22 protein-coding genes and 1 tRNA gene are annotated in these 21,295 nt (G+C 72.4%); 8 read left to right on the top strand and 15 right to left on the bottom strand.

What is annotated here, in order from left to right; translation table 11 throughout:
• Window positions 1–165 precede the first annotated feature (165 nt).
• From K3769_RS16505 to K3769_RS16475, 7 genes are all read right to left on the bottom strand, one after another.
• Window positions 166–1,173 (bottom strand): tetratricopeptide repeat protein, encoded by a 1,008-nt coding sequence (locus K3769_RS16505; protein ID WP_267027186.1) that lies wholly within the window; start codon window positions 1,171–1,173, stop codon window positions 166–168.
• Between the two features lie 117 nt (window positions 1,174–1,290).
• Entirely contained in the window at window positions 1,291–2,661 is a 1,371-nt protein-coding gene (locus K3769_RS16500; RefSeq protein ID WP_267027185.1) for an HD-GYP domain-containing protein, read from the bottom strand.
• On the bottom strand, window positions 2,658–4,061 hold the full coding sequence (locus K3769_RS16495) for an HD-GYP domain-containing protein (protein WP_267027184.1): 1,404 nt from the start codon (window positions 4,059–4,061) through the stop codon (window positions 2,658–2,660). The genes K3769_RS16500 and K3769_RS16495 overlap by 4 nt, the downstream gene beginning before the upstream one ends.
• 236 nt (window positions 4,062–4,297) lie before the next feature.
• Complete coding sequence (locus K3769_RS16490; RefSeq protein WP_267027183.1) at window positions 4,298–4,687, bottom strand: roadblock/LC7 domain-containing protein; 390 nt, start codon at window positions 4,685–4,687, stop codon at window positions 4,298–4,300.
• A 49-nt stretch (window positions 4,688–4,736) separates the two neighbouring features.
• On the bottom strand, window positions 4,737–4,952 hold the full coding sequence (locus K3769_RS16485; RefSeq protein ID WP_267027182.1) for a hypothetical protein: 216 nt from the start codon (window positions 4,950–4,952) through the stop codon (window positions 4,737–4,739).
• Between the two features lie 308 nt (window positions 4,953–5,260).
• Complete coding sequence (locus K3769_RS16480; RefSeq protein ID WP_267027181.1) at window positions 5,261–6,340, bottom strand: DUF4388 domain-containing protein; 1,080 nt, start codon at window positions 6,338–6,340, stop codon at window positions 5,261–5,263.
• Entirely contained in the window at window positions 6,337–6,702 is a 366-nt protein-coding gene (locus K3769_RS16475) for a hypothetical protein (protein ID WP_267027180.1), read from the bottom strand. The genes K3769_RS16480 and K3769_RS16475 overlap by 4 nt, the downstream gene beginning before the upstream one ends.
• Before the next feature lie 163 nt (window positions 6,703–6,865).
• On the opposite strand from K3769_RS16475, the gene K3769_RS16470 reads away from it, so the two are divergent.
• Window positions 6,866–7,231 (top strand): hypothetical protein, encoded by a 366-nt coding sequence (locus tag K3769_RS16470; protein WP_267027179.1) that lies wholly within the window; start codon window positions 6,866–6,868, stop codon window positions 7,229–7,231.
• A gap of 135 nt (window positions 7,232–7,366) precedes the next feature.
• Here the strand turns inward: K3769_RS16470 and rsrA are convergent, their stop codons facing one another.
• The 4 genes from rsrA to K3769_RS16450 form a co-directional block, all read right to left on the bottom strand.
• On the bottom strand, window positions 7,367–7,684 hold the full coding sequence (gene rsrA, locus K3769_RS16465) for a mycothiol system anti-sigma-R factor (RefSeq protein WP_267027178.1): 318 nt from the start codon (window positions 7,682–7,684) through the stop codon (window positions 7,367–7,369).
• A complete protein-coding gene (sigR, locus tag K3769_RS16460; protein WP_267031403.1) occupies window positions 7,681–8,361 on the bottom strand; it encodes an RNA polymerase sigma factor SigR in 681 nt (226 codons plus the stop codon). Before sigR ends, rsrA begins: the two co-directional genes overlap by 4 nt.
• 278 nt (window positions 8,362–8,639) lie before the next feature.
• Complete coding sequence (locus K3769_RS16455; RefSeq protein ID WP_267027177.1) at window positions 8,640–9,341, bottom strand: alpha/beta hydrolase family protein; 702 nt, start codon at window positions 9,339–9,341, stop codon at window positions 8,640–8,642.
• A 100-nt stretch (window positions 9,342–9,441) separates the two neighbouring features.
• Window positions 9,442–10,257, bottom strand: a complete 816-nt coding sequence (locus K3769_RS16450) for an SOS response-associated peptidase (protein WP_267027176.1) — start codon at window positions 10,255–10,257, stop codon at window positions 9,442–9,444.
• A 330-nt stretch (window positions 10,258–10,587) separates the two neighbouring features.
• On the opposite strand from K3769_RS16450, the gene K3769_RS16445 reads away from it, so the two are divergent.
• The 4 genes from K3769_RS16445 to K3769_RS16430 all read left to right on the top strand — a co-directional run bounded on the left by K3769_RS16445 (window position 10,588) and on the right by K3769_RS16430 (window position 14,248).
• A complete protein-coding gene (locus tag K3769_RS16445) occupies window positions 10,588–11,310 on the top strand; it encodes a M50 family metallopeptidase (RefSeq protein ID WP_267027175.1) in 723 nt (240 codons plus the stop codon).
• Between the two features lie 150 nt (window positions 11,311–11,460).
• Window positions 11,461–12,777 (top strand): 3-phosphoshikimate 1-carboxyvinyltransferase, encoded by a 1,317-nt coding sequence (aroA, locus tag K3769_RS16440; protein WP_267027174.1) that lies wholly within the window; start codon window positions 11,461–11,463, stop codon window positions 12,775–12,777.
• Between the two features lie 16 nt (window positions 12,778–12,793).
• Window positions 12,794–13,804, top strand: a complete 1,011-nt coding sequence (gene rsgA / locus K3769_RS16435) for a ribosome small subunit-dependent GTPase A (protein ID WP_267027173.1) — start codon at window positions 12,794–12,796, stop codon at window positions 13,802–13,804.
• Between the two features lie 120 nt (window positions 13,805–13,924).
• Entirely contained in the window at window positions 13,925–14,248 is a 324-nt protein-coding gene (locus tag K3769_RS16430; RefSeq protein ID WP_267027172.1) for a DMT family transporter, read from the top strand.
• Between the two features lie 27 nt (window positions 14,249–14,275).
• On the opposite strand, the gene K3769_RS16425 is transcribed toward K3769_RS16430, so the two are convergent.
• Window positions 14,276–14,890, bottom strand: a complete 615-nt coding sequence (locus tag K3769_RS16425; RefSeq protein WP_267027171.1) for a TetR/AcrR family transcriptional regulator — start codon at window positions 14,888–14,890, stop codon at window positions 14,276–14,278.
• 313 nt (window positions 14,891–15,203) lie between these two features.
• Here K3769_RS16425 and hisN point away from each other — a divergent pair, with 313 nt between their 5' ends.
• Together hisN and K3769_RS16415 are read left to right on the top strand one after the other, a co-directional pair.
• Window positions 15,204–16,004, top strand: a complete 801-nt coding sequence (gene hisN / locus K3769_RS16420; protein ID WP_267027170.1) for a histidinol-phosphatase — start codon at window positions 15,204–15,206, stop codon at window positions 16,002–16,004.
• A gap of 265 nt (window positions 16,005–16,269) precedes the next feature.
• On the top strand, window positions 16,270–16,662 hold the full coding sequence (locus K3769_RS16415; protein ID WP_267027169.1) for a CBS domain-containing protein: 393 nt from the start codon (window positions 16,270–16,272) through the stop codon (window positions 16,660–16,662).
• 107 nt (window positions 16,663–16,769) lie between these two features.
• Here K3769_RS16415 and K3769_RS16410 read toward each other — a convergent pair whose 3' ends face one another.
• Complete coding sequence (locus tag K3769_RS16410; RefSeq protein ID WP_267027168.1) at window positions 16,770–18,239, bottom strand: catalase; 1,470 nt, start codon at window positions 18,237–18,239, stop codon at window positions 16,770–16,772.
• 144 nt (window positions 18,240–18,383) lie between these two features.
• On the opposite strand from K3769_RS16410, the gene K3769_RS16405 reads away from it, so the two are divergent.
• Window positions 18,384–18,800, top strand: coding sequence for a Fur family transcriptional regulator (locus tag K3769_RS16405; protein ID WP_267027167.1), 417 nt, complete (start codon window positions 18,384–18,386; stop codon window positions 18,798–18,800).
• Window positions 18,801–18,885: 85 nt separating this feature from the next.
• Here K3769_RS16405 and K3769_RS16400 read toward each other — a convergent pair.
• A tRNA-Met gene (locus K3769_RS16400) sits at window positions 18,886–18,959 on the bottom strand.
• A gap of 297 nt (window positions 18,960–19,256) precedes the next feature.
• A complete protein-coding gene (locus K3769_RS16395) occupies window positions 19,257–21,056 on the bottom strand; it encodes a tetratricopeptide repeat protein (RefSeq protein ID WP_267027166.1) in 1,800 nt (599 codons plus the stop codon).
• Between the last annotated feature and the right edge of the window lie 239 nt (window positions 21,057–21,295).

Below are 21,295 nucleotides of genomic sequence, written 5' to 3'. Positions count from 1 at the left end.
CGACGTAAGCCTTCCTCGGAAAACGGGGTTGCGATGCTGATACAGGGTACGGGGGCGCCCCGCTCCCCAGCGGCGCGGGACTGTGCCTGCCCGCGACTCCGCCGCGGGGCGCCACCGGCCACAGCCGGGCCCGCACCCGACGATCAAGCCCGGAAGCCCCAGCTTCTAACAGACCTCTTCGAGGTCCCGCCAGTCCCGCGAATCGGGGCTGTCGGCGACCCACCCGTCCAGCAGCCCCCGCACGAGCGACGCCGGCGCCGCGAGCCCGCACTCCCGCTCGGGCACCCACAACTGCCCGTCGGTCCGGTGCCCGAGCGGCCCGGGGTGCCCCGGCTCGCTGTGATCGTGCGGATCGAGATGCTCCCCGTCGCCCTCGTCGGACGGCATCCGCGACTCGGAGCACATCCGGCACAGCAGCCGCACGGACGACGACCAGTCCTCCGCCGCGAACCCCGCGTCGGCCGCGAGCCGCTCCAGCGCGTCCCGGTCGTCCTCGGTCTCCGCCTCGAGGAGCACGACCCAGGTGGGCACCGGAGAGGGCGCCCACAGCTCGATCTCGTCGAAGACGGGATACGCGTGCCCCGCGGCGGTCGTCCGCTCCCCGTGGGGAACCCCGTCGTGCAGGACCACCTCGCCCCAGCGCCGCCCGGAGGACGGCAGCGGGATGGAGAGGACCTCGATACGGGCGGGGTCGAGCCGCCGCCCCCACACGACCTCGGCCTCGCCCTCGGGCGACAGCCGCACGGCCGCGCTGCCGAGATCCATGCCCACCGGCTCGCCGGACGCGATGGCGCCCGCGCCCGGTTTCGGCCGGGAGGCGCCGCCGGGCACCCGCAGGCCGTACGCCTGCCAGGCCCGCCGGGCCAGCGGCCAGTCCTGCAGGGCGGTCGCCGCGATGCCGACGTTCCACCAGTCGGGGGCCCCGGTCTCCCGGTCGAGCAGCGCCACGGCCCTCAGTCCGGCCGCGCGCGCCTGTTCCCAGTCGTGCCGGAACTTGTGCAGCAGCGCGAGGTTGAACCAGGACTCGGAAAGCCAGGGTTCCAGGTCCGCCGCACGTGTCAGCAGCGCCCCCGCGTCCTCGTACCGGCCGTCGCCGATGAGGGTGAACGCACGGTCGGTGGCCTGCCGCCATGAGGCGGAGGGCCGGTGCCGTCCCTTGCCGAAGATCCTCACGATTCCCGCCTGCCAGTTCGTTGAAGAGCGTGCAGCCTCGGGCTGGACTGTGCCCCCTGATGTCCTCTTCCTCGCATCCAACCACGGACGCGAGGAGGGGCGCTCATTACCCATGGGTTACCCAACCAGAGGCAAGGTAAGGCCGTCTCTCGCCAGCACCCTGGCCAGCGCCTCGACGACCTCGGGCCGGTAGTCGCGCGCGGTGCCCAGCCGCAGCTCCTCCAACGCCCTCAGCGGCCCGCCGGGGCCCGCTTCCCGGGCGATCTCGTCGTACGCGTTCACGGCCCGGACGATCGACGCACCGACCGGTTGTTCGAGGTACGGGTCCGCCTGCCGCTCCACCACCACGGCGACCTCGGCGGCCACCCCCGTCTGGCGCACCACGGCTCCGCCGAGCAGGGCGATGCGCCGCTGTTCGGCGGGGGCCAGGGCGGCCGTGGCACCGGCGGGCACGGGGTCGACGAGCGAGAGCTGGCCGATGTCGTGCATCAGGGCCGCGTACTCCAGGACCGTCAGCTCGGGTCCGGAGAGCCCCAGCTCACGGCCGACGGCCCGGCCGAGCGCCGCCACGCGCCGGGCGTGCCCGGCCGGGGTGTAGCCGGCTATCTCGGTGGCCCGGGCGAGGGAGGCGATGGTCTGGCGGTAGGTGGTGCGCACGGCCGCGTACCGCCGGAAGGACAGCTGGGTGAGCAGCAGCGGCAGGGAGAGGACGGGCAGCGCCCACAGGCCGGCGACGGCCACCGCGAGCGCCGTCACGGCCCCGGTCGCGCAGACCGCCGACCCGATGCCGAGGGTGCCGCGCAGCTCGTCCCGCAGCAGCGGTCCGAAGGGCCACCGGGTCCGTGCGTGCGCCATGGCCGCGGCCAGCACGGCGTCCCACAGCGTGGTGAGCAGGAGCAGCGCAACGACGAGCGCCGCGTACGCGGGTCCGGTCCCGGTCCACTCCGCCAGCCGGCCCCGGCTGTAGAGGGGCTGGAAGCACACCGCGGCGAACCCGACGGTCAGGACGCGCCGGGTGAGATGGTCCGCGGTGGGCCCGCGGCCCTTCGCCACGTGCGGTACGCAGCCCAGCAGGGAGGCGGCCGTGACCACGGCGACGATCTGCGGGACGCCGTCGTGGGTGGGGTGTCCGGCACTCTCGCCGAGCAGCGCGTAGGCGAGGGCCCCGGCGGCGGCCAGCGGCGCCGACTCGCGTTCCTCGGCGCCGCTCCACCGGGCCAGCTCCCCCGCGGCGATGAGCACCGCGAAGGCGAGAGCGGCCCCCCGCTCGTCGATGCCGTCCCAGAGGGTGACGGCGAGGGCGGCCAGGGCGACCAGGGCGGCGCCGGTACGCAGGAGAGTGAGGGCGAGCGGGACGCGAGGGGACCGCACGGCTGCGACGGCCGACGAGACGGTGCCGCCGTCCCGGAAGCCGTCACTGTCGCCGTCGCCGGCGCTGTCGGTGGGCGGGGGCGGCGGCGGCGGCGGTCCGTTGTCCGTCATGCTCATGGGCCGGACCCGCCGACGGTTCCGCGCTGGGGCGCCCGTTCCGTGGGCACGCGGGGAGCCGGTGCGTGGGGCTCGGCGTGCGGCGGTGTCTCGTCCGCCGTCACGGCGGGATGCCACCCCTGCCGTACGAGTGCCCGTACGAAGGCCGCCACCATCCGCGGATCGAACTGGGCCCCGGCGCATCGCTCCAGTTCCTCCAGGGCCGCCGGTACCGGCCGCGCCCGGCGGTAGGAGCGGGTGGACGTCATCGCGTCGAACGCGTCCGCCACCGCCACCACCCGGGCGAACTCCGGAATCTGGGCGCCCTTCAGCCCGTACGGGTAGCCGCTCCCGTCGAGCCGTTCGTGGTGGTGCAGGATCGCCGACCTGGCCTCGCCGAGGAACCCGATCCCGCGGACCATCTCGTGCCCGTACTCGGGGTGCAGTTCGATCACCCTGCGTTCCTCGGGCGTCAGCGGCCCGTCCTTGCGCAACAGGCGGGTGGGGACCCCGAGTTTGCCGACGTCGTGCAGGATGCCGGCGAATCTGAGCACCTCGGCCCGTTCGTCGTCCATGCCTAGTTCGCGGGCGATCATCATCGATGCCTGTCCCACCCGTTCGCTGTGCCCGCGGGTGTAGCCGTCCTTGATGTCGACGGCCTGCACGAGCGCGCGGATGGTGGCCCGGTGTGCGGCCCGCTCCCGGTGGTACTGGGCGAACACCCACCACGACACGTACATCGGCAACAGCACGAGCAGGGCGGCGGCCGGCCCGTACGGGCTGCGCCAGAGCACCGCCATCATCAGCCCGGCGAGCCCGTGCACGGCGACGGGCGCGAGTGAGCGCAGGAAGAGGCCGCGCCAGGCGGTCCGTACCGGCACCCGTTCGGCGAGCGCCAGGATCCCGCCGTCCAGCACGGTCAGCGTCAGGCAGAAGGCCACCACGGCCGCGCCGGCGGCCACCAGGGCGTAGGGGAAGTGGGAGGTGACGACGGCGTCCCGGCCGCCCAGCGACCAGTGGACCTTCGAGGCCGCCCAGGTGCCGAGCGAGAGCTGCGCGGCCCGCCACACCCGGCGCAGCCACCGCGGCCGTTGCCCGACCCGGGCCAGCAGCGCCCCCGGCACCGGTACGAGCGCGGCGGCGGGCGGGGGCAGCAGGAAGGCAGCGGCGAGCATGACCGGCGTGTGCCAGCGCAGGGACGCCCCGGTCTCGCCCGCCTCCCGGGACGCGCCCGCGCCGTCGGGGCCGCCGTCGCCCGCGAAGCGGCTCGCGGCGAGCAGTTCGCAGGCCGCGCAGAGCACCGCGAACAGCGCCACCGCCGGCCAGGGGGCGCGGGTGTCCGGCACCGGCACGGCGCAGAAGGCCGCGGCGAGGGCGGCGCAGACGACGTAGACACGCGCCCACGGCGGGACCGACCGCATGGCGCAGCCCCCTCCCGCTCCCGCACGGGCCCGGTGCCCGCCTCGTACAGCCTTCGGGACATGGACGATAGGGCGGTCGGGTGGGGCTCGGGGGAGGCATGGGCCGATTACCGGGACGGCGGGGACAGATTCGCCCGTTCGAGTGAGCCGCGCGTTCGTACGAGGGCTCGCACCCGGCTACGACCGGACGCCCGTACGAGTCCGGTGGCGCCCGGGGCGCGCTGCGGGGCGGGGGTTCAGCGCGCCACGTCGGCCGCGAGCGCCTGGGTCAGCTGCTCGACCGTGGCGGGCGACTCCCGCTGGAGCGCGGCGAGGTCGAGGCCGTCGTCCCCCACCACGGTCAGCAGGGCCCGGTCGCCCACGGCCATCACGATGACGTGTCCCGAGCCGCACCGCGCCACGACCTCGCGCAGTGCGCCGACGCTCGTCTGGTCGGCCATGCGGCGGGCCACGCCGAGGGTCGCGGCGGCGAGCGCGGCGACGGACTCGGCGTGGGAGGAGTCCGTGTCGGCGACCACGAGGAGTCCGTCCGCCGTGGACAGGACGCTCTCGGAGACTCCCATCACCCGGTCGCGCAGGGAGGTCAGGATCTCGGTGAGGGGATTGGGCTGCGACGTGTCGCTCATGGCGCTCCTTGCTGCGTGCATGGGTGGTCGTGGGGCGGTCGGAGCGGTGTCAGTCGGCTTCCGGAAGCGCGCCCAGGCCCCTGCGGACCCGGCGCAGCATGTCGAGCGAGGGCTGGTCGGCGGCGAGTTGCTCGGGCGACAAGGGAGGCAGCCCGAACGGCGCCGCCGGGGCGGCCCCCCGCACGGGCAGAGTGGGCAGCGCCCCCACCCCGCTCCCACGAGCACCCCGCCCCCCGCGGTCCGCGAGCGCATCGGGGTCCGGCACGGGGTCCGAGACGGAGCTCGGGCCGCGGTCCGATACCGGTCCAGCGCCCGACCCCGGCACGGGGCCGGGTCTGCGGTCCGGCCCCGGGCCGGCACCCGATCCCCGCACGGGGACGCCTGCGGACCCGCCACCCGTTTCCGGCAGACCGCCCGGCGCCGGACCGGAGTCCGGCCCCGAGTCCCGGGGCAGGTCGTCATTTCGGGGCGGCGTGGTGGCCGGGCCCCGCGCACGGCGGGGTGCGGGGCGGTGGGGTTCGGCGCCGGTTCGGCGGCGGAGGCGCTTCGCCGCCCGGCGTCTGCTTGAACTCACTAGCCCCCGTGCCCCCCGGTCGTCCCCGCTGTCAAAGCATCGCTTCCCCCGGCGGGCGCCTCCCCAGGCGGGCTCTCCCGCGCCTGCCCGTCCCGTACGAGGTCCTTACCCTCACGGACCGGGGCCCCGTGCGCCTGGGCCTCGTGTGGCCGGGTCTCGTACGGCTGGACCTCGTGCGGCTGGACCTCGTGCGGCTGGGTCTCGTGTGCCCGGCCGTCGCGCGACCGGTCCTCCCCCGCCCGGGGCTCACCCGGCCACGCGCCGGCGCCCCGCGTGCGCCTCGGCAGCGGCGCCGGATTCGCGGCCGGCTCGGCCCGCGGAGGGCCCGGCACCGGCGCGTCCGAAGCGCCGCGTCCCGGCAGCACCCGCGGTGCGGTGCTGGGCCGGCCCTCGGCCGGGCCGCCCGTCTCCCAGCGGATGAGGTCCTGCGCCTCCAGCCGGGTCAGGTCCAGCATGATCGCGAACAGCCCGCGCCCGAGGGTGAAGGCCATGTCCCGGGCCGTACGACGGCCGTTGACCGTGCTGAGCACGGCCCGGTGGCGGTCCGGGAGACCCCGGCGCAGACCGGCGTCGGGAACCGCCGCGGGCCGTATCCGCGCGAGTTCGCCCGGCGCCCCCCACGGACCGGAGAGCCGCACGATGCGCCGAGTGGTCTCCTCGGTCAGCCGCCGCGGCTCCACTCCGGCCCCGGCGTGCAGAGCGGGTTCCGGACCGTCCAGCGTCCAGCCGCCGGGCGGCCCGATCGCCATGGCGAAGGCCGCGTCGAACACCGCCGCGGTGCACACGACCTCCAGTTCGGCGGCGCCGATCAGACCGGCGGACACCAGGTACCCGCCCAGCCGGTCCGTGTCGGGCTCCGCCGCACACGCGGCCAGCCAGGTCTCGTCGTCGACACGGCCCGGCGTGAGCAGCACCGAGGTGGCTGACGGCGCGCCCGGAGTCTCGACCGCGACGATCAGTCCGTCCCGCAGATGAATCGTTCCGCCCGGGGATCCGGAGACCCGGACGGTGCCGCCGTAGCCCTCTTCGTGCAACCCCTGCAGCAGCGCGGGCAGATTGCGCGCCTCGGTCGTCGTCATGCGAGCACCTCGGCGGCCCGGTCGGCCAGACTCCGCGTGGCGAGCGCCAGGTTGGCCCGTTCCCGGTCCATCCCCGCGGTCAGCAGCAGCGGGTCGCCGACCGGCCGCCCGACGGCGAGCAGCACCTGGTGGCGCCGCCTGCTGGTCATGATCACGCTCTCCAACTCCCCCTCGGCGCCCGCCCGCCCCAGCCGTTCGGCGATGAGGGCGGCGAGTTCGGCGCACTCGGCGCCGTCCCCCGCCTCGTCGGCGTCCCCGGCCACTCCGTAGGTGAGGCCGGTGACCGCGTCGACCAGGGCGACGCCGGTGACCCCGGGGGAATCGAGCAGCCTGACCAGGGAGGCATCAACGGCCGTCGTCATTACCCCGTTCCCCCTTCACGTCTTGACGTCGCACACTACTTTGAGCTTCAACTTACGCAACAGGCGCCATATTTTGTATTTTGTGGCGCACTACCCGCTTGTGTTCGATCGTAGTTGTACAGCCAACGACCGGACAGCGTCACCGAGGAATTGGGGCAGCAGTATGAACATCGAGACCGCGCTCAAGGAAGCCATGTCCGTGGAAGGTGCCATCGGCGTCTCCCTCGTCGACTACGAGAGCGGCATGGCCCTGGGCACGCTCGGCGGCGGACCGACGCTCGACCTGGAACTGGCGTCGGCGGGCAACACCGAGGTGATGCGCGCGAAGCTGCGGACGCTCTCCTCCCTGGCGATGGACGACACCATCGAGGACATCCTGATCACGCTGGGCAAGCAGTACCACCTGATACGCCCGCTCACCGCCAGCGGCGGCACGCTCTTCCTGTACCTCGCCCTCGACCGCGGTCGCAGCAACCTCGCACTGGCCCGGCACAGCCTGAAGCGGATCGAGAGCACGCTGGACGTCTGACACCGCCCGCAGAACCAAGAAGCCGGACCGGCTGAACCGGTCCGGCATCGGGTCCCTCGGGGGCGTACTTCGGGGCGTGCTCAGGGGTGTACCTCGGGGCTCCTCCCAGCCCTCGACGGCCCGCCCCCCGGTGGCTCAGCCCTCGGCGGCGGCGCCGCGCGCGTCCGCGGTCGTGACCTCGTGCTCGGGCACGGCCTGCCCCGAGCGGATCAGCTCGATGCGGCCCATGACCTTCGCCCGCAGATCGGTCGGCACGTCGTCCTGACCGCAGCACCGCTTGACGAGCTTCTTCACGGCCTGCTCGAGTCCGTACTTCTCAAGGCACGGGGAGCACTCCTCGAAGTGCACCTCGAACTTGGTGCAGTCGGCATCGGGCATCTCGTGGTCGAGGAACTCGTAGAGATGATCGAGTACTTCACTGCAGTCCGTCTCGTGCGGCTCTCCGCAGCTCATGAGCCCGAGCCTTTCGTTCCGTCCGACTCTCCGGCGCCCGCCGGGACCAGGCCGCGGTCCTTGGCGTAGTCCTCCAGCATGCCGCGCAACTGACGGCGGCCCCTGTGCAGGCGGGACATCACCGTACCGATGGGTGTCCCCATGATGTCCGCGATCTCCTTGTACGCAAAGCCCTCGACGTCCGCGAGATAGACGGCGATACGGAATTCCTCGGGGATCGCCTGCAGCGCCGACTTGACGTCCGAGTCGGGCAGGTGGTCGAGCGCCTGCGACTCGGCGGAACGCAGACCGGTCGACATGTGCGACTCGGCACGCGCCAGCTGCCAGTCCTCGATCTCCTCGGCGGCGGACCGCTGGGGCTCGCGCTGCTTCTTGCGGTACGAGTTGATGAAGGTGTTGGTGAGGATCCTGTACAGCCACGCCTTGAGGTTGGTGCCCTCACGGAACTGGTGGAAGGACGCGTACGCCTTGGCGTACGTCTCCTGCACCAGGTCCTCGGCGTCGGCCGGGTTCCGCGTCATACGCAGCGCGGCCGAGTACATCTGGTCGAGGAACTCCAGCGCGTCCCGCTCGAAGCGCACATTGCGCTCAGCGGTCGACTCGCTGCTGCCCGCGTTCTCGGGCTGCTCCGCCTGGCCGTTTTCGGTCCCTGCGTCGGTCCCTGTGACCGGACCCACCTCCTCCAGAGTCTGGGCGGGGCCGAAACCGGTCCCACCTGAATCGGAGAATAGACGACCGGCGGTCGCGGCGGCTTGCCGATCCGGTCCGCCCGCCACCCGAACAGGGGCGGTCCTCGCCGCGTGCAGCACCGACCACTCCAGGTCTGTGCGGCTGCCACGGCTCGGGCAGATGGTCGAACCCATGCGGCGGACTCCCTCTCGTACGACGTCTTCCAGCACACCTCGCGTGCTGTCTGATCCGCACAACAGTGGTCCAGCGCGCAACATTCCCGGGGTCACGCGAGTGACGAAACCCACTTCAGGACGCCGTCCGTGATGACCGTCAACGCCTGCTCCTGACCGACGGGGGCCCGTTTGGGTACGGCGAACCCGTGATCGCCGTACGGCACCTCGACGAGCTCGTACGAGCCCGGCGGGGTCTGTTGCGGGAACTCCCCGGGACGCCCGAACGGGTCGTTGCCGCCCTGCACGACGAGGGTGGGCACCCCGGCGCCGAGCAGTTCGCCGGCGCGGGACTTCTCCGGCCTGCCCGGTGGGTGCAGGGGGAAGCTGAGCGCGAGGACGGCGTGGGCACCCAGTTCGGTGGCCGTGCGGCAGGCGACCCGGGCTCCGGCGCTGCGACCGCCCGCGACGACGGGGAGCCCCGGCGCGGCGAGCGCCGGCCACAGGCCGCGCCACCCCGCGTCCAGCGTCTTCGGGGCGGGCGCGAGCTTCTTGCCCGCCACCCTCCAGGGCTGTTCGACCAGGGCCACGGTCACTCCGTGGGCGGGCAGTACGGCGGCGAGTGCGCGGAGGTCGCGCGCCTCGATCCCGCCTCCGGCACCGTGACTGACGGCCAGCACCAGCCGTGCCGCCTTCGCGGTTTCGTCAGTCTTCTCGGCCTTCACGGCCGTCTTCTCGTGCTTCTCGGCCGGCTTCCCGGCCCGGTGCCAGGTGATCCGGGCCGTTCCCGCGTCCGTCTCGACGAGCTCCGTCACATACGTCTCAGGCGTCTCAGGCGTCTCAGGCGTCTCAGGCGTCTCAGGCGTCTCAGGCGTCTCAGGCGTCGGCGTCTCATGCGTCACGTTGTCCGTCACGTCAGAAGAGTGTGCCCTCCTCGGGCCCCTCCAGCTCCTTCAGCAGCTCCGGACCGTTGTTGCGGACGTTGCTCACCGCCGTGGAGACGGGATACGCCCGCATGAGCCCCTCCGGCGGCGGCGCGAGCAGGGAGCGCAGGTCCTCGACGTCCTTGCGGGAGGGGTCGAGCCAGGCGTCCCAGCGGTCCGGGGTGAGCATGAGCGGCATGCGCGGGTGGATCTCGGCGAGGGTGCGCGGGCCGTCCTGCGGGGCGACCGCGAGCGGGGAGGTCTCCGCCTCCGTGGTGATGACGGAGCACGTCGCCCACCAGGCGCGGGGGTGGTCGTCGGGAAGGGTCTTGTCCCGCCAGAACTCGTACAGCCCGGCCATCGCGAAGACCGAGCCGTCGGCGGGGAGCACGAAGTACGGCTGCTTGCGGGGCCGCTTCTTCTTGCCCTCCACCTCCAGGTCGCGCTCGCCGGAGCCGGTCACCCACTCGTAATACCCGTCGGCGGGTATGACGCAGCGCCGGGAGGTGAAGGCGCGCCGGAACGAGGGCTTCTCGTGGACGGTCTCGGCACGGGCGTTGATCATCCGGGCGCCGCCCTCGGGCGTCTTCGACCAGGAGGGGATCAGACCCCATTTGAGGCGGCGCAGCTGGCGGACCGGCGCGGGGTCGTCGGCGCCCTTGAGGGGGCGGTCCAGGACGGCGTAGACCTCCTTGGTCGGGGCCACGTTGAAATCGGGGTCCAGGGCCTCCTCCGGCTCCCACTTCTCGATCTCGAAGACTCCCGCGAGGTCTTCGGGCCCCCGACTGGCCGCGTACCGTCCGCACATCTGGAACCACCCCTCCGACCCTGACGCAGTCGTGAACCTACCTCGCCGCGGTCACCGTCTCGGCTGCTTCCCGGATCCCGCCCTGTTCAGGAGCGGTTCACAGCTGCCTCCGGGCCCGCGCACAGCAGCCAAGGGTAGAGCAGGTGTTCCGGAAGAGTTCGGGAGCGGTCAGGGGCTTCACCGCTGCGACCAGGGCCTTCACCGTCAGGAACGATCCCCGCCCGATCCGCGTCTCACCTACCGTCCGCTCCGTCCGCTCATACATGTCAGACTGCCTGGCCCACCCGCGAACCCCCCGCCGACAGCGCCCCAAGGGAGCCCGAGCCACCAATGGACAGCACCGCAGCCACCTCGCTGGCGACCGTCTGGGACGAGGTCTTCGGGAGCCAGCCCGACCCGGACACCTGGGTCGTCGTCGCCACGATGGTGGCCGCGCTGGCCGCGATCGTGCCGCACCCGGTGTGGCGGCTCTCGCGCAACGCCATCACCATCGCCCACGAGGGCGGCCACGGTCTGGTCGCGCTGCTCACGGGCCGCAGCCTCAGCGGCATCCGGCTGCACTCCGACACCAGCGGTCTCACCGTCAGCCGAGGCAAGCCGACCGGCCTCGGCATGATCCTCACGGCGGCCTCGGGCTACACGGCTCCCCCGCTGCTCGGCCTGGGCGGCGCGGCGCTGCTGGCGGCCGGCCACATCACCGCGCTGCTCTGGCTGGCCACCCTGCTGCTCGTGGCCATGCTGATGATGATCCGCAACGCGTACGGCGCCCTGACCGTCCTCGTCACCGGCGGCACGTTCGTGGCGGTGTCGTGGCTGACCGGTCCCCAGGTCCAGGCGGCGTTCGCCTACGCCGTCGTCTGGTTCCTGCTGCTGGGCGGTGTCCGCCCGGCCTTCGAGCTCCAGGCCAAGCGCTCACGCGGCGGAGCGGGCGACTCGGACGCGGACCAGCTGTCCCGCCTGACCCACATACCGGCGGGCCTGTGGCTGTTCCTGTTCCACGCGGTGTCCCTGTGCTCACTGCTGGCCGGCGCCAACTGGCTGCTGAACAGCTGAGGGCTCCCCCAAGGGGCTTCAGGGGCGCGGGGCCGTACCGACGGGCGGCTCCAGCGCGCGGGCGCGACCGGCCACAACGCCCCCGCAGCCACCGCACAACCGCCTTTCCCTGCCAAACCCAGCGGCGCGAACCCCCACTAAAGTGAGGGCATGCCCGTTAACCCCGCACTCACCGCCCTCTGGCCCGCCCCGCACGCGAGCGGAGCCGTCGACGCGACGGTCCACGTGCCCGGGTCCAAGTCGGTCACCAACCGCGCGCTCGTCCTCGCGGCACTCGCCGCCGAGCCCGGCTGGCTCCGCCGCCCGCTGCGTTCCCGCGACACTCTCCTGATGGCCGGTGCCCTGCGGGCGATGGGCGTCGGGATCGAGGAGGGCGTGGGCCCGGACGGTTCGGGCGAGGCATGGCGGGTCATCCCCTCGGGCCTGCAGGGCCCGACCACGGTCGACGTGGGCAACGCCGGCACCGTGATGCGCTTCCTCCCGCCGGTCGCCACGCTCGCCGACGGCCCCGTACGGTTCGACGGCGACCCCCGTTCGTACGAGCGGCCGCTGCACGGCGTGATCGACGGCCTGCGCGCCCTCGGGGCCCGTATCGACGACGACGGCCGCGGCGCGCTGCCGCTGACCGTGCAGGGCGGCGGGGCGCTGGAGGGCGGCCCCGTGGAGATCGACGCGTCCTCGTCCTCGCAGTTCGTGTCGGCGCTGCTGCTGTCGGGACCGCGCTTCAACCAGGGCGTGGAGGTACGGCACACGGGCTCGACGCTGCCGTCCATGCCGCACATCCGGATGACCGTCGACATGCTGCGCTCGATCGGCGCCCAGGTGGACACCCCGGAGTCGGGCGGCGAGCCGAACGTCTGGCGGGTCACGCCGGGCGCGCTGCTGGGCCGCGACCTGACGGTCGAGCCGGACCTGTCGAACGCCCAGCCGTTCCTGGCCGCCGCGCTGGTCACCGGCGGTACGGTCGTCATCCCCGACTGGCCCGCCCGCACCACCCAGCCGGGTGACAGGCTGCGCGAGATCTTCACCGAGATGGGCGGTTCCTGCGAACTGACGGAGCGGGGCCTTGAGTTCACCGGTTCCGGCTCGATCCACGGGCTCGACGTGGATCTGGGCGAGGTCGGCGAGCTGACCCCGGGCATCGCGGCGGTCGCGGCGCTGGCCGACTCCCCCTCGACCCTCAGCGGCGTGGCCCATCTGCGGCTGCACGAGACGGACCGGCTGGCCGCGCTCACCAAGGAGATCAACGAACTCGGCGGTGACGTCACCGAGACCGCCGACGGCCTGCACATCCGCCCGCGCCCGCTGCACGGCGGCATCTTCCACACGTACGACGACCACCGCATGGCGACCGCGGGCGCGATCATCGGCCTCGCTGTGGAGGGCGTACAGATCGAGAACGTGGCGACGACGGCGAAGACCCTGCCCGACTTTCCCGCTCTGTGGGCCGGAATGCTCGGGAACTGACGGGCGGACCGGGATCATGCGCCGTTACGGCAAGCACACCGACGAGGACGACATCCGGGAGCGCCCGAACCGCAAGGGCAACCGGCCGCGGACCAACATCCGTCCCAAGCACGAGGACGCGGCGGCGGGCATGGTCCTCACCGTCGACCGCGGCCGGCTGACATGCCTGGTCGAGGACCGCGTCGTCTTCGCCATGAAGGCACGCGAACTGGGCCGCAAGGCGGCGGTCGTCGGCGACCGGGTGGCCATCGTCGGCGATCTGACCGGCAAGAAGGACACCCTCGCCCGGATCGTCCGCATCGAGCCGCGGACCTCGGTCCTGCGCCGCACGGCCGACGACGACGATCCGTACGAGCGGGTGGTCGTCGCCAACGCCGACCAACTGGCCATCGTCACGGCCCTCGCCGACCCGGAGCCCCGCCCCCGTCTGATCGACCGCTGCCTGGTCGCGGCGTACGCGGGAGGCCTCGACCCGCTCCTCGTCCTCACCAAGTCGGACCTGGCGTCCCCCGACGAACTCCTGGAGCTGTACGGGGCACTGGGCGTCCCGTACGTCGTCACGAGCCGGGAGGAGCTGGAGAGCGGCGAAGCCGTGGACCGCGTACGCAAGCAGCTGGACGGCAAGATCACCGCGTTCGTCGGACACTCGGGTGTGGGCAAGACGACGCTGGTCAACGCGCTCGTGTCGACGGAGCGGCGGCGCTCCACGGGTGTCGTCAACGCGGTCACGGGCCGCGGCAGGCACACCACGACCTCGGCGCGCGCGGTGCCGCTGCCGGGCGACGAGGGCTGGCTGGTCGACACGCCGGGCGTGCGGTCCTTCGGGCTGCACCATGTGGACCCCTCGCAGGTCATCAAGGCGTTCCCCGATCTGGAGCCCGGCACGGAAGGCTGCCCGCGCGCGTGCAGCCACGACGAGCCGGACTGCGCGCTGGACGCGTGGGTCGCCGAGGGACACGCGGACCCGGCCCGCCTCTACTCGCTGCGCCGGCTGCTCTCGACGCGGGAGCGGCGCGAGGGCGACTGATCGCCGCACGACCTCTGTGTTGTTTGCATCCCTGTCGCGACGGTAAAGGCATACTCGCACCAAGTCGTATGCAGTTCACCAAGCGACAACAAGCGGTCACGGAGCGTGGGAGGGCATCACATGGCGTGGCTGCTGGTCGTCGTGGCGGGGTTCCTTGAGACGGGTTTCGCCGTCTGCCTCAAGCTCTCCCACGGCTTCACGAGGCTCTGGCCGACGATCGCCTTCTGCGTCTTCGCACTGGGCAGCTTCGGCCTGCTGACCCTGTCCCTGAAGAAGCTCGACGTCGGTCCGGCGTACGCGGTGTGGACGGGCATCGGCGCGGCGGGCACCGCGATCTACGGCATGATCTTCCTCGACGACCTGGTGTCCACGCTGAAGATCGTCTCGATCTCGTTCGTGATCATCGGAGTCATCGGCCTGCAGCTGTCGGGCTCGTCGCACTGAGCCGGTCCTTTCCAGGCCGCGCGCACCTCAGACCACGGACCGCACCATGGCGAGGGCGCTGCGGACCAGTCCCGCCGTGCCTCCCTCGCCCGCCGGGGCCAGCACGCACGACACCCCCAGCCGCACCGCGAGTTCACAGGCCCTGGCCAGCTCCGCCGCCTCCGCCCTCGACCCGCCGTGGGCGCCGAGCGAGGCGACGGCCCGGTCCCGTACCAGCGCCACGAAGTCGCCGGGCGAGGGCAGCGGTCCGTCGGCCCGGCGCTGGGCGGGCACGGCCGAGGACGACGGCACGGCGGACAGGGTGGGAGAGGGCAGCCGTTCTCCCCAGCATCCCGTGAGCATCGCGCGCACCAGCACGTTCCCCCGGGCCGCGGACGCCGTCCACTCCGCGGCGGCGGCCAGCCGTTCGCGGGGCTCGGGCCGGCTCACCAGAGCCCGCTCCACCCCGGCGAGGTACGCGTCCGCCTCGCGCCGTACGAGCGCGCGGGCGAGGCCTTCCTTGCTGCCGAACTCGTTGTAGAGGGTCTGCCGGGAGACCCCGGCGACGGCGGCCACGTCGACCATCCGTACGGCGGACCACGGACGGCGTCCGAGTGCCGAATAGGCGGCGTCCAGTAGGGATTCCCGCGCTGCAGGCATCATCGCCTCCCTGGGGCGATCGGCTCTGCGCATCAGAGTTGACGCGCGCGGATGCACTGTCAAGACTTCGCACGACCTACGGGGCGCACACCCCACACGACCGCGGGCCCGCACGCCCTCAGGGGGCGCGGGGAACGGCGCAGTCTTTTGCTTTTGGGGGCGCGGGGAACGGCGCAATCTTTTCGCCTTGAGGGGCGCGGGGAACGGCGCAGGCCTCCGGCCGCGCAGGCACCAACGCACGCACCCACAACCACCCCCCACCCTCTCCACAACCCCAGCCCTATAGCCGCACCCCGCGGAGCGGTACCGTTCCCCCATGCCCGACTACCGCGATGACCTGCGCCTCGCCCACGTCCTGGCGGACGCCGCCGACGCCGCGACGATGGACCGGTTCAAGGCGCTCGACCTCAAGGTCGAGACCAAGCCGGACATGACCCCGGTGAGCGAGGCCGACAAGGCCGCCGAGGAACTGATCCGCGGCCACCTCGGACGGGCACGGCCACGGGACGCGATCCTCGGCGAGGAGTACGGGGTGGAAGGCACGGGCCCCCGCCGCTGGGTGATCGACCCGATCGACGGCACCAAGAACTACGTACGCGGAGTCCCCGTCTGGGCCACGCTGATCGCGCTGATGGAGGCGGGCGAGGGCGGCTACCAGCCGGTCGTCGGCGTGGTCTCCGCCCCCGCGCTGGCCCGCCGCTGGTGGGCGTCGAAGGGCCACGGAGCCTTCACGGGCCGCAGCCTGTCGTCCGCGTCCCGCCTGCAGGTCTCCCAGGTCTCGCGGATGAAGGACGCCTCGTTCGCGTACTCCTCCCTGAGCGGCTGGGAGGAGCGCAGCCTGCTGGACGGCTTCCTGGACCTGTCCCGCGAGGTGTGGCGCACGCGCGCGTACGGCGACTTCTGGCCGTACATGATGGTCGCCGAGGGCTCGGTGGACATCTGCGCGGAACCGGAACTCTCCCTCTGGGACATGGCGGCCACCGCGATCGTGGTGACCGAGGCGGGCGGCTCCTTCACCGGCCTCGACGGCCGCCCGGGCCCGCACAGCGGCAACGCGGCGGCCTCGAACGGCATCCTCCACGACGAGCTGCTCGGCTACCTGAACCAGCGCTACTAGTCGGCGTACCCGATCGAACGCGACCGCCCGCGTCCGATCAGACAGCCGACGCCGCGGGCCGGTCGGCGCAGGTTGACCGGCACAGGCTGACCGGCGCTCGTGAGGCGCGTGGAGCCGTCGGGGGCGCGGGTGACCCGACACGCGCCCCGAATCGGCCGTGTGCGCCCTCTTGTTGACCCTCCCTTTGACTGCGACTCTGAGAGTCCCCCCACTTGTGAACTTGTGAATTCGTTAACGAACGGATTCGTAGGAGGTGGCTCCGTCCATGCTCGTCCGCGACGCCATGAGCACCGTGGTCCTCACCATCGGCCCCGCCCACACACTCCGGAAGTCCTCCGCACTGATGGCCGCACGCCGCGTCGGCGCGGCCGTGGTCCTCGACCCCGACGGCATCGGGATCGGCATCCTCACCGAGCGCGACATCCTCAACTCCATCGGCCTGGGCCAGAACCCGGACACCGAGCGGGCGCACGCGCACACCACCACCGACGTGGTGTTCGCGGCCCCGACCTGGACCCTGGAGGAGGCCGCCCGGGCGATGTCCCACGGCGGTTTCCGACACCTCATCGTCCTCGACCACGGCGAACCGGTCGGCATCGTCTCGGTCCGCGACATCATCCGCTGCTGGGCACCACTCCGTCAGCCCGCCCCGGCCTGAGAGCCCCGCCGGGTCCTGAGTGAGCGGCGGCACACAGGTGAGCGGGCCGGCTCCCCGGTACGAGGGAGTCCGGCCCGCTCTCTACGGCAAGCGATCCAGTGCTGGTGTCAGCCGCGCAGGGCCTGGACCGCGGCGTCCAGCCGCTTGCCGAAGTCCTCGTCGGCCTGACGGAAGTTGCCGATCGCCCGCGCGGCGATGTCGTCGCGCGAGACCTCGGCGATGAACCCCGCCAGGTTGGCGATCAGCCGCTCCTTCTCGCCCTCGGACATCAGCCGGTAGAGATTGCCCGCCTGTACGAAGTCGTTGTCCTCGGCGTGGACGGGCGCCTCGCCGTTGCCGGTGACACCGGTGACGGGGAGGGGCTGCCACAGCGGCCGGTCCGTCTGGACGGGCCCGCCGAAGCTGTTCGGCTCGTAGTTCTTCGCACCCTTGTGGCGGCCGTCGTACAGGAAGCCGTCCCGCGAGTTGGTCCGCGCCTCGGTGGCGTGCGGGCGGTTCACCGGCAGATGGTCGGCGTTGACGCCGACGCGGTAGCGGTGGGCGTCGCCGTACGCGAAGAGGCGGCCCTGCAGCATCTTGTCGGGCGAGGGTCCGATGCCCGGCACGAAGTGCGCGGGGCTGAAGACGCTCTGCTCGACCTCGGCGAAGATGTTCTCCGGGTTGCGGTTGAGCTCCAGCTTCCCGATCTCGATCGGCGGGTAGTCCTCGTGCGGCCACACCTTGGTGAGGTCGAACGGGTTGAAGCGGTAGGTCGCCGCGTCGGCCGCGGGCATGATCTGCACCTGCACGGTCCAGGAGGGGTAGTCGCCGCGCTCGATCGACTCCCGCAGATCACGCTGGTGCGAGTCGGGGTCGAGGCCCGAGACCTTCACGGCTTCCTCGGTCGTCAGGTTCTTGATGCCCTGGTCGGTCTTGAAGTGGTACTTGACCCAGAAGACCTCGCCGGCCTCGTTGTTCCACTGGTAGGTGTGCGAGCCGTACCCGTTCATGTGACGGTACGAGGCCGGAATACCGCGGTCACCGAAGAGCCAGGTCACCTGATGGGTGCTCTCCGGGCTGAGCCCCCAGAAGTCCCACACGTTGTCGGCTTCCTGCGAGCCCGTGTACGGGTCGCGCTTCTGCGTGTGGATGAAGTCGGGGAACTTGATGGCGTCCTTGACGAAGAAGACCGGGGTGTTGTTGCCGACGAGGTCGTAGTTGCCCTCCTCGGTGTAGAACTTCAGGGCCCAGCCGCGCGGGTCACGGACGGCGTCGGCCGAGCCGAGGTTGCCGGCCACCGTGGAGAAGCGCAGGAAGGTCTCGGTCCGCCTGCCGACCTCGGAGAGGAACGCGGCGCGCGTGTACCCGGTGACATCGGCGGTGACGGTGAACGTGCCGTAGGCGCCGGCGCCACGGGCGTGCACGACCCGCTCCGGAATGCGCTCGCGGTTGAAGTGCGCGAGCTTCTCCAGCAGGAGCTGGTCCTGGACGAGGACCGGGCCGCCGATGCCCGCGGTCTCGCTGTTCTGGTTGTCGGCCACCGGCGCGCCGGCCTCCGTCGTAAGCGGTCCCTGCGTCACGTGCGCCTCCTGCGTCATTCCTTGCCGGCCCTGTCCATCGGCCCCACCCTCAATCAGCGCCAGAGCCAAGCTCGATCCTACAATAGACTTTGTCTAAGTCAATTCCTGCTCCAAAGTCACACCTGTTCGGGTTCTGGTCCAGCAGGCTGTTAAGCTGTACCTATGAGCGACCTGCTGGAACGACTGCGCGGACGCGGCTGGCGCATGACCGCACAGCGCCGTGTCGTGGCCGAGGTCCTGAACGGGGATCACGTCCACCTGACGGCCGACGAGGTACACGCGCGCGCCGTGGTGCGGCTCCCGGAGATCTCCCGGGCGACCGTCTACAACACCCTGGGTGAGCTGGTCTCGCTCGGCGAGGTGCTGGAGGTCGCCACGGACAAGCGCGCCAAGCGGTACGACCCGAACGCCCACCGGCCGCACCACCACCTGGTCTGCGCCCAGTGCGGCGCGATCAAGGACGTGCACCCGGACGGCAACCCGCTGGCGGACCTCCCGGACTCCGAGCGCTTCGGTTTCACCGTCTCGAACGTAGAGGTGACGTACCGCGGCCTCTGCCCGAACTGCGCGACAGCCTGACGCCTCGCGCTCCCCGCTTCCGCGGGCAACGCACAACACCGAAGGCCCGGAACCATTTCACTGGTTCCGGGCCTTCGGTCTTCAGTAGCGGGGACAGGATTTGAACCTGCGACCTCTGGGTTATGAGCCCAGCGAGCTACCGAGCTGCTCCACCCCGCGGCGATGTCTGAACACTACGTCACCCCGGCCGACCAGCGCAAATCACTATTTCTTTCAGCCCGTCCGCCCCCCTCCAGCCCGTCCGCCCCCCTCCAGCCCGTCCGCGCCCCTCCAGCCCGTCCGGCGCTTGAGGACGAGCGCGAAGCGCGATTACGGGGGCGAGGGGCGCAGCCCCATGCAGTGAGGATGGGGGTCTCCCGGTCGAGCGAAGCCGAGAGTGGGGGAGGGTAGGGGCGGCGGGGGCGAGAAACCCAACCCGACCCAGCCCACTCCCCTCCCTCACCCCCCCCGGAGGGGTCACGCCGACAACTCCTCCCGCAACGCATCCCGCAACCGCGCAGCCCGCTCAGAGACCTCCCCCGGCCCCAGCGACACCGCCCGATCAGCCCACCGCTGCCCCTCCGCGAGTTCCCCCCGACGCGCGTAGACCAGGGCAAGCCGCAACGCCGCCCGCCCATGCCCCGCGTCGGCGGCCCGGGCCCACCACAGCGCCGCCTCGGGCTCACTGCCCTCCCGCGCCAGCAGCAGCCCCAGATTGAACGCCCCGTTCCGCGACCCCGCCTCGGCCGCCTCCCGGTACCACCGGGCGGCCTCCACGACGTCCCCGCGCGCGGACGCCAGCATCCCCACACGCACCTGGGCCCGCCGATGCCCTTGGGACGCGGCCCGCTCGTACCACTCCTCGCACTCGCTCTTCTCGGTGGCCGGCTCCCCCAGCTCGTGTTCGGACGCGGGCGGGCGCCGTGCGTCGAGCACGGTCGCGAGCCGGTAGGCGCCTTCCGCGCTGCCGCCTCCCGCGGCACACCGGAGGTGCCGCTCGGCGGCGGACTCGTCGCCGTCCCGCAGCCGGGCGATGCCGACCTGGAGCGCGGCCTCGGCGTGCCCGGCGGCGGCGGCCCGCTCGTAGCACCGCAGCGCCGCCGCGTCCTCACCGCGCCCGGCGTGCAGGATGCCGAGGTTGAACGCGGCGTCGACACTGCCGGCTTCGGCGGCCTTGGAGAACCACGGCTCGGCCCCGGCGGCGTCACCGACCTGCAGCAGCAGAATGGCCAGCGCGTTCGCCGCCTCGCGGTGCCCGGCGTAGGCCGCCCGCCGGTACCACTGTTCGGCCTGGGCGGTCCGCGACTGCTCGGCGCAGAGCAGCCCGAGGTTGTACGCGCCGTTCACGTCGCCCGCGTCCATCGCGGCCCGGTACCACCGCTCGGCGGTCTGCGTCTCGCCGCGCTCGGCGTGCAGCGCGCCCAGCGCGTTGGCGGCGTTCCCGTCGCCGTCCTGGGCGGCGCGCAGCCACCACACGGCCGCGCTCTCGGTGTCGCCCGCGTCGCGCAGCAGGAACCCGAGCGCGCACGCGGCCCGCGCCTCGCCGTCCTTGGCGGAGGTCAGATACCAGCGTCCGGCCTCCTTGAGCTCGCCGCGCCTCTCCAGGATCGCCCCGAGGTGCAGCGCGGCCCGGCGGTGGCCGCGCGCCGCCGCCTGCCTGTACCACTGCTCGGCCGCTTCGCCGGCGCTTCCGGACCCGGCGGCGCCGGGGTCGCCCGTCTGCGCGGTGCTGCGGTCGAGTGCCCGCGCGAGCCGGTAGGCGGCCTCGCGGTGCCCTCGCTCGGCGGCGGCACGCATCCAGTCCTCGGCGCGGGGATCGCCGCGGTGCTCCAGGAGATCGGCGAGCGCGTACGCGCCCAGCGAGTGGCCCTGCTCGGCGGACTGGCGCAGCCAGTACTCGGCGGCGGGCTCGTCGCCGCGCTCACGGTGGTGGCGGCCCAGCGCGTGCGCGGCTGCCGCGGAACCGGCGACGGCGGCGATGCGCCACCATCCGGCGGCCTCCTCCGCGTAGCCGCGCTGGTGCAGGAGGACGCCGAGGTTGTTGGCGGCGGCGCGGTCGCCGGCCGCGGTGGCGGCGCGCAGCTGCGGCTCGGCTCCGTCGAGATCACCGCGGCGGAGCAGCATGGCTCCGAGGACGCTCATGGCCTCGGCGTCGCCCTCTTCCGCGGCGAGCCGTTGCCGAGCCTCCTCCACCGCGTCACCGGTCTCGTCCCGGTCGGAAGGCTGCACAAACCGCCCTGTATCCAACAGAGTTGCCTTGTCCCCCATAACGTCCATCGTCGCACCACCTGCAACCTGGGTACACCTGGTATACCGCAGCCAGTGAGGTCACTTCAGCGTTTTGTCGACATGCCCACAGAGAGACAAGTGAAACACAGTTCCCCCAACTCCCTCCGTCCGGCGCAGCCTTCACCGCGGCAGCACTGGTGAACGAGGGGCGCCCCCGCACACCGAGCTGACGGCCCGCACACGCAGAAGGACCCGGATCCTGTGAGGATCCGGGTCCTTCGACATCA

The organism is Streptomyces ortus (assembly GCF_026341275.1).
GTDB classification, from domain to species: domain Bacteria; phylum Actinomycetota; class Actinomycetes; order Streptomycetales; family Streptomycetaceae; genus Streptomyces; species Streptomyces ortus.
Note: the sequence above shows the minus strand (reverse complement) of the source record. Positions and strands in the feature narration are given on the sequence as shown.

Excerpts from the sequence above, each read along its gene's own strand:
- K3769_RS16500 (WP_267027185.1), bottom strand. The coding sequence starts at position 2,661 with ATGAGCATGACGGACAACGGACCGCCGCCGCCGCCGCCCCCGCCCACC.
- K3769_RS16495 (WP_267027184.1), bottom strand. The coding sequence starts at position 4,061 with ATGCGGTCGGTCCCGCCGTGGGCGCGTGTCTACGTCGTCTGCGCCGCC.
- K3769_RS16490 (WP_267027183.1), bottom strand. The coding sequence starts at position 4,687 with ATGAGCGACACGTCGCAGCCCAATCCCCTCACCGAGATCCTGACCTCC.
- K3769_RS16480 (WP_267027181.1), bottom strand. The coding sequence starts at position 6,340 with ATGACGACGACCGAGGCGCGCAATCTGCCCGCGCTGCTGCAGGGGTTG.
- K3769_RS16475 (WP_267027180.1), bottom strand. The coding sequence starts at position 6,702 with ATGACGACGGCCGTTGATGCCTCCCTGGTCAGGCTGCTCGATTCCCCC.
- K3769_RS16470 (WP_267027179.1), top strand. The coding sequence starts at position 6,866 with ATGAACATCGAGACCGCGCTCAAGGAAGCCATGTCCGTGGAAGGTGCC.
- rsrA (WP_267027178.1), bottom strand. The coding sequence starts at position 7,684 with ATGAGCTGCGGAGAGCCGCACGAGACGGACTGCAGTGAAGTACTCGAT.
- K3769_RS16450 (WP_267027176.1), bottom strand. The coding sequence starts at position 10,257 with ATGTGCGGACGGTACGCGGCCAGTCGGGGGCCCGAAGACCTCGCGGGA.
- K3769_RS16445 (WP_267027175.1), top strand. The coding sequence starts at position 10,588 with ATGGACAGCACCGCAGCCACCTCGCTGGCGACCGTCTGGGACGAGGTC.
- aroA (WP_267027174.1), top strand. The coding sequence starts at position 11,461 with ATGCCCGTTAACCCCGCACTCACCGCCCTCTGGCCCGCCCCGCACGCG.
- rsgA (WP_267027173.1), top strand. The coding sequence starts at position 12,794 with ATGCGCCGTTACGGCAAGCACACCGACGAGGACGACATCCGGGAGCGC.
- K3769_RS16430 (WP_267027172.1), top strand. The coding sequence starts at position 13,925 with ATGGCGTGGCTGCTGGTCGTCGTGGCGGGGTTCCTTGAGACGGGTTTC.
- K3769_RS16425 (WP_267027171.1), bottom strand. The coding sequence starts at position 14,890 with ATGATGCCTGCAGCGCGGGAATCCCTACTGGACGCCGCCTATTCGGCA.
- hisN (WP_267027170.1), top strand. The coding sequence starts at position 15,204 with ATGCCCGACTACCGCGATGACCTGCGCCTCGCCCACGTCCTGGCGGAC.
- K3769_RS16415 (WP_267027169.1), top strand. The coding sequence starts at position 16,270 with ATGCTCGTCCGCGACGCCATGAGCACCGTGGTCCTCACCATCGGCCCC.
- K3769_RS16410 (WP_267027168.1), bottom strand. The coding sequence starts at position 18,239 with ATGACGCAGGAGGCGCACGTGACGCAGGGACCGCTTACGACGGAGGCC.
- K3769_RS16405 (WP_267027167.1), top strand. The coding sequence starts at position 18,384 with ATGAGCGACCTGCTGGAACGACTGCGCGGACGCGGCTGGCGCATGACC.
- K3769_RS16395 (WP_267027166.1), bottom strand. The coding sequence starts at position 21,056 with ATGGACGTTATGGGGGACAAGGCAACTCTGTTGGATACAGGGCGGTTT.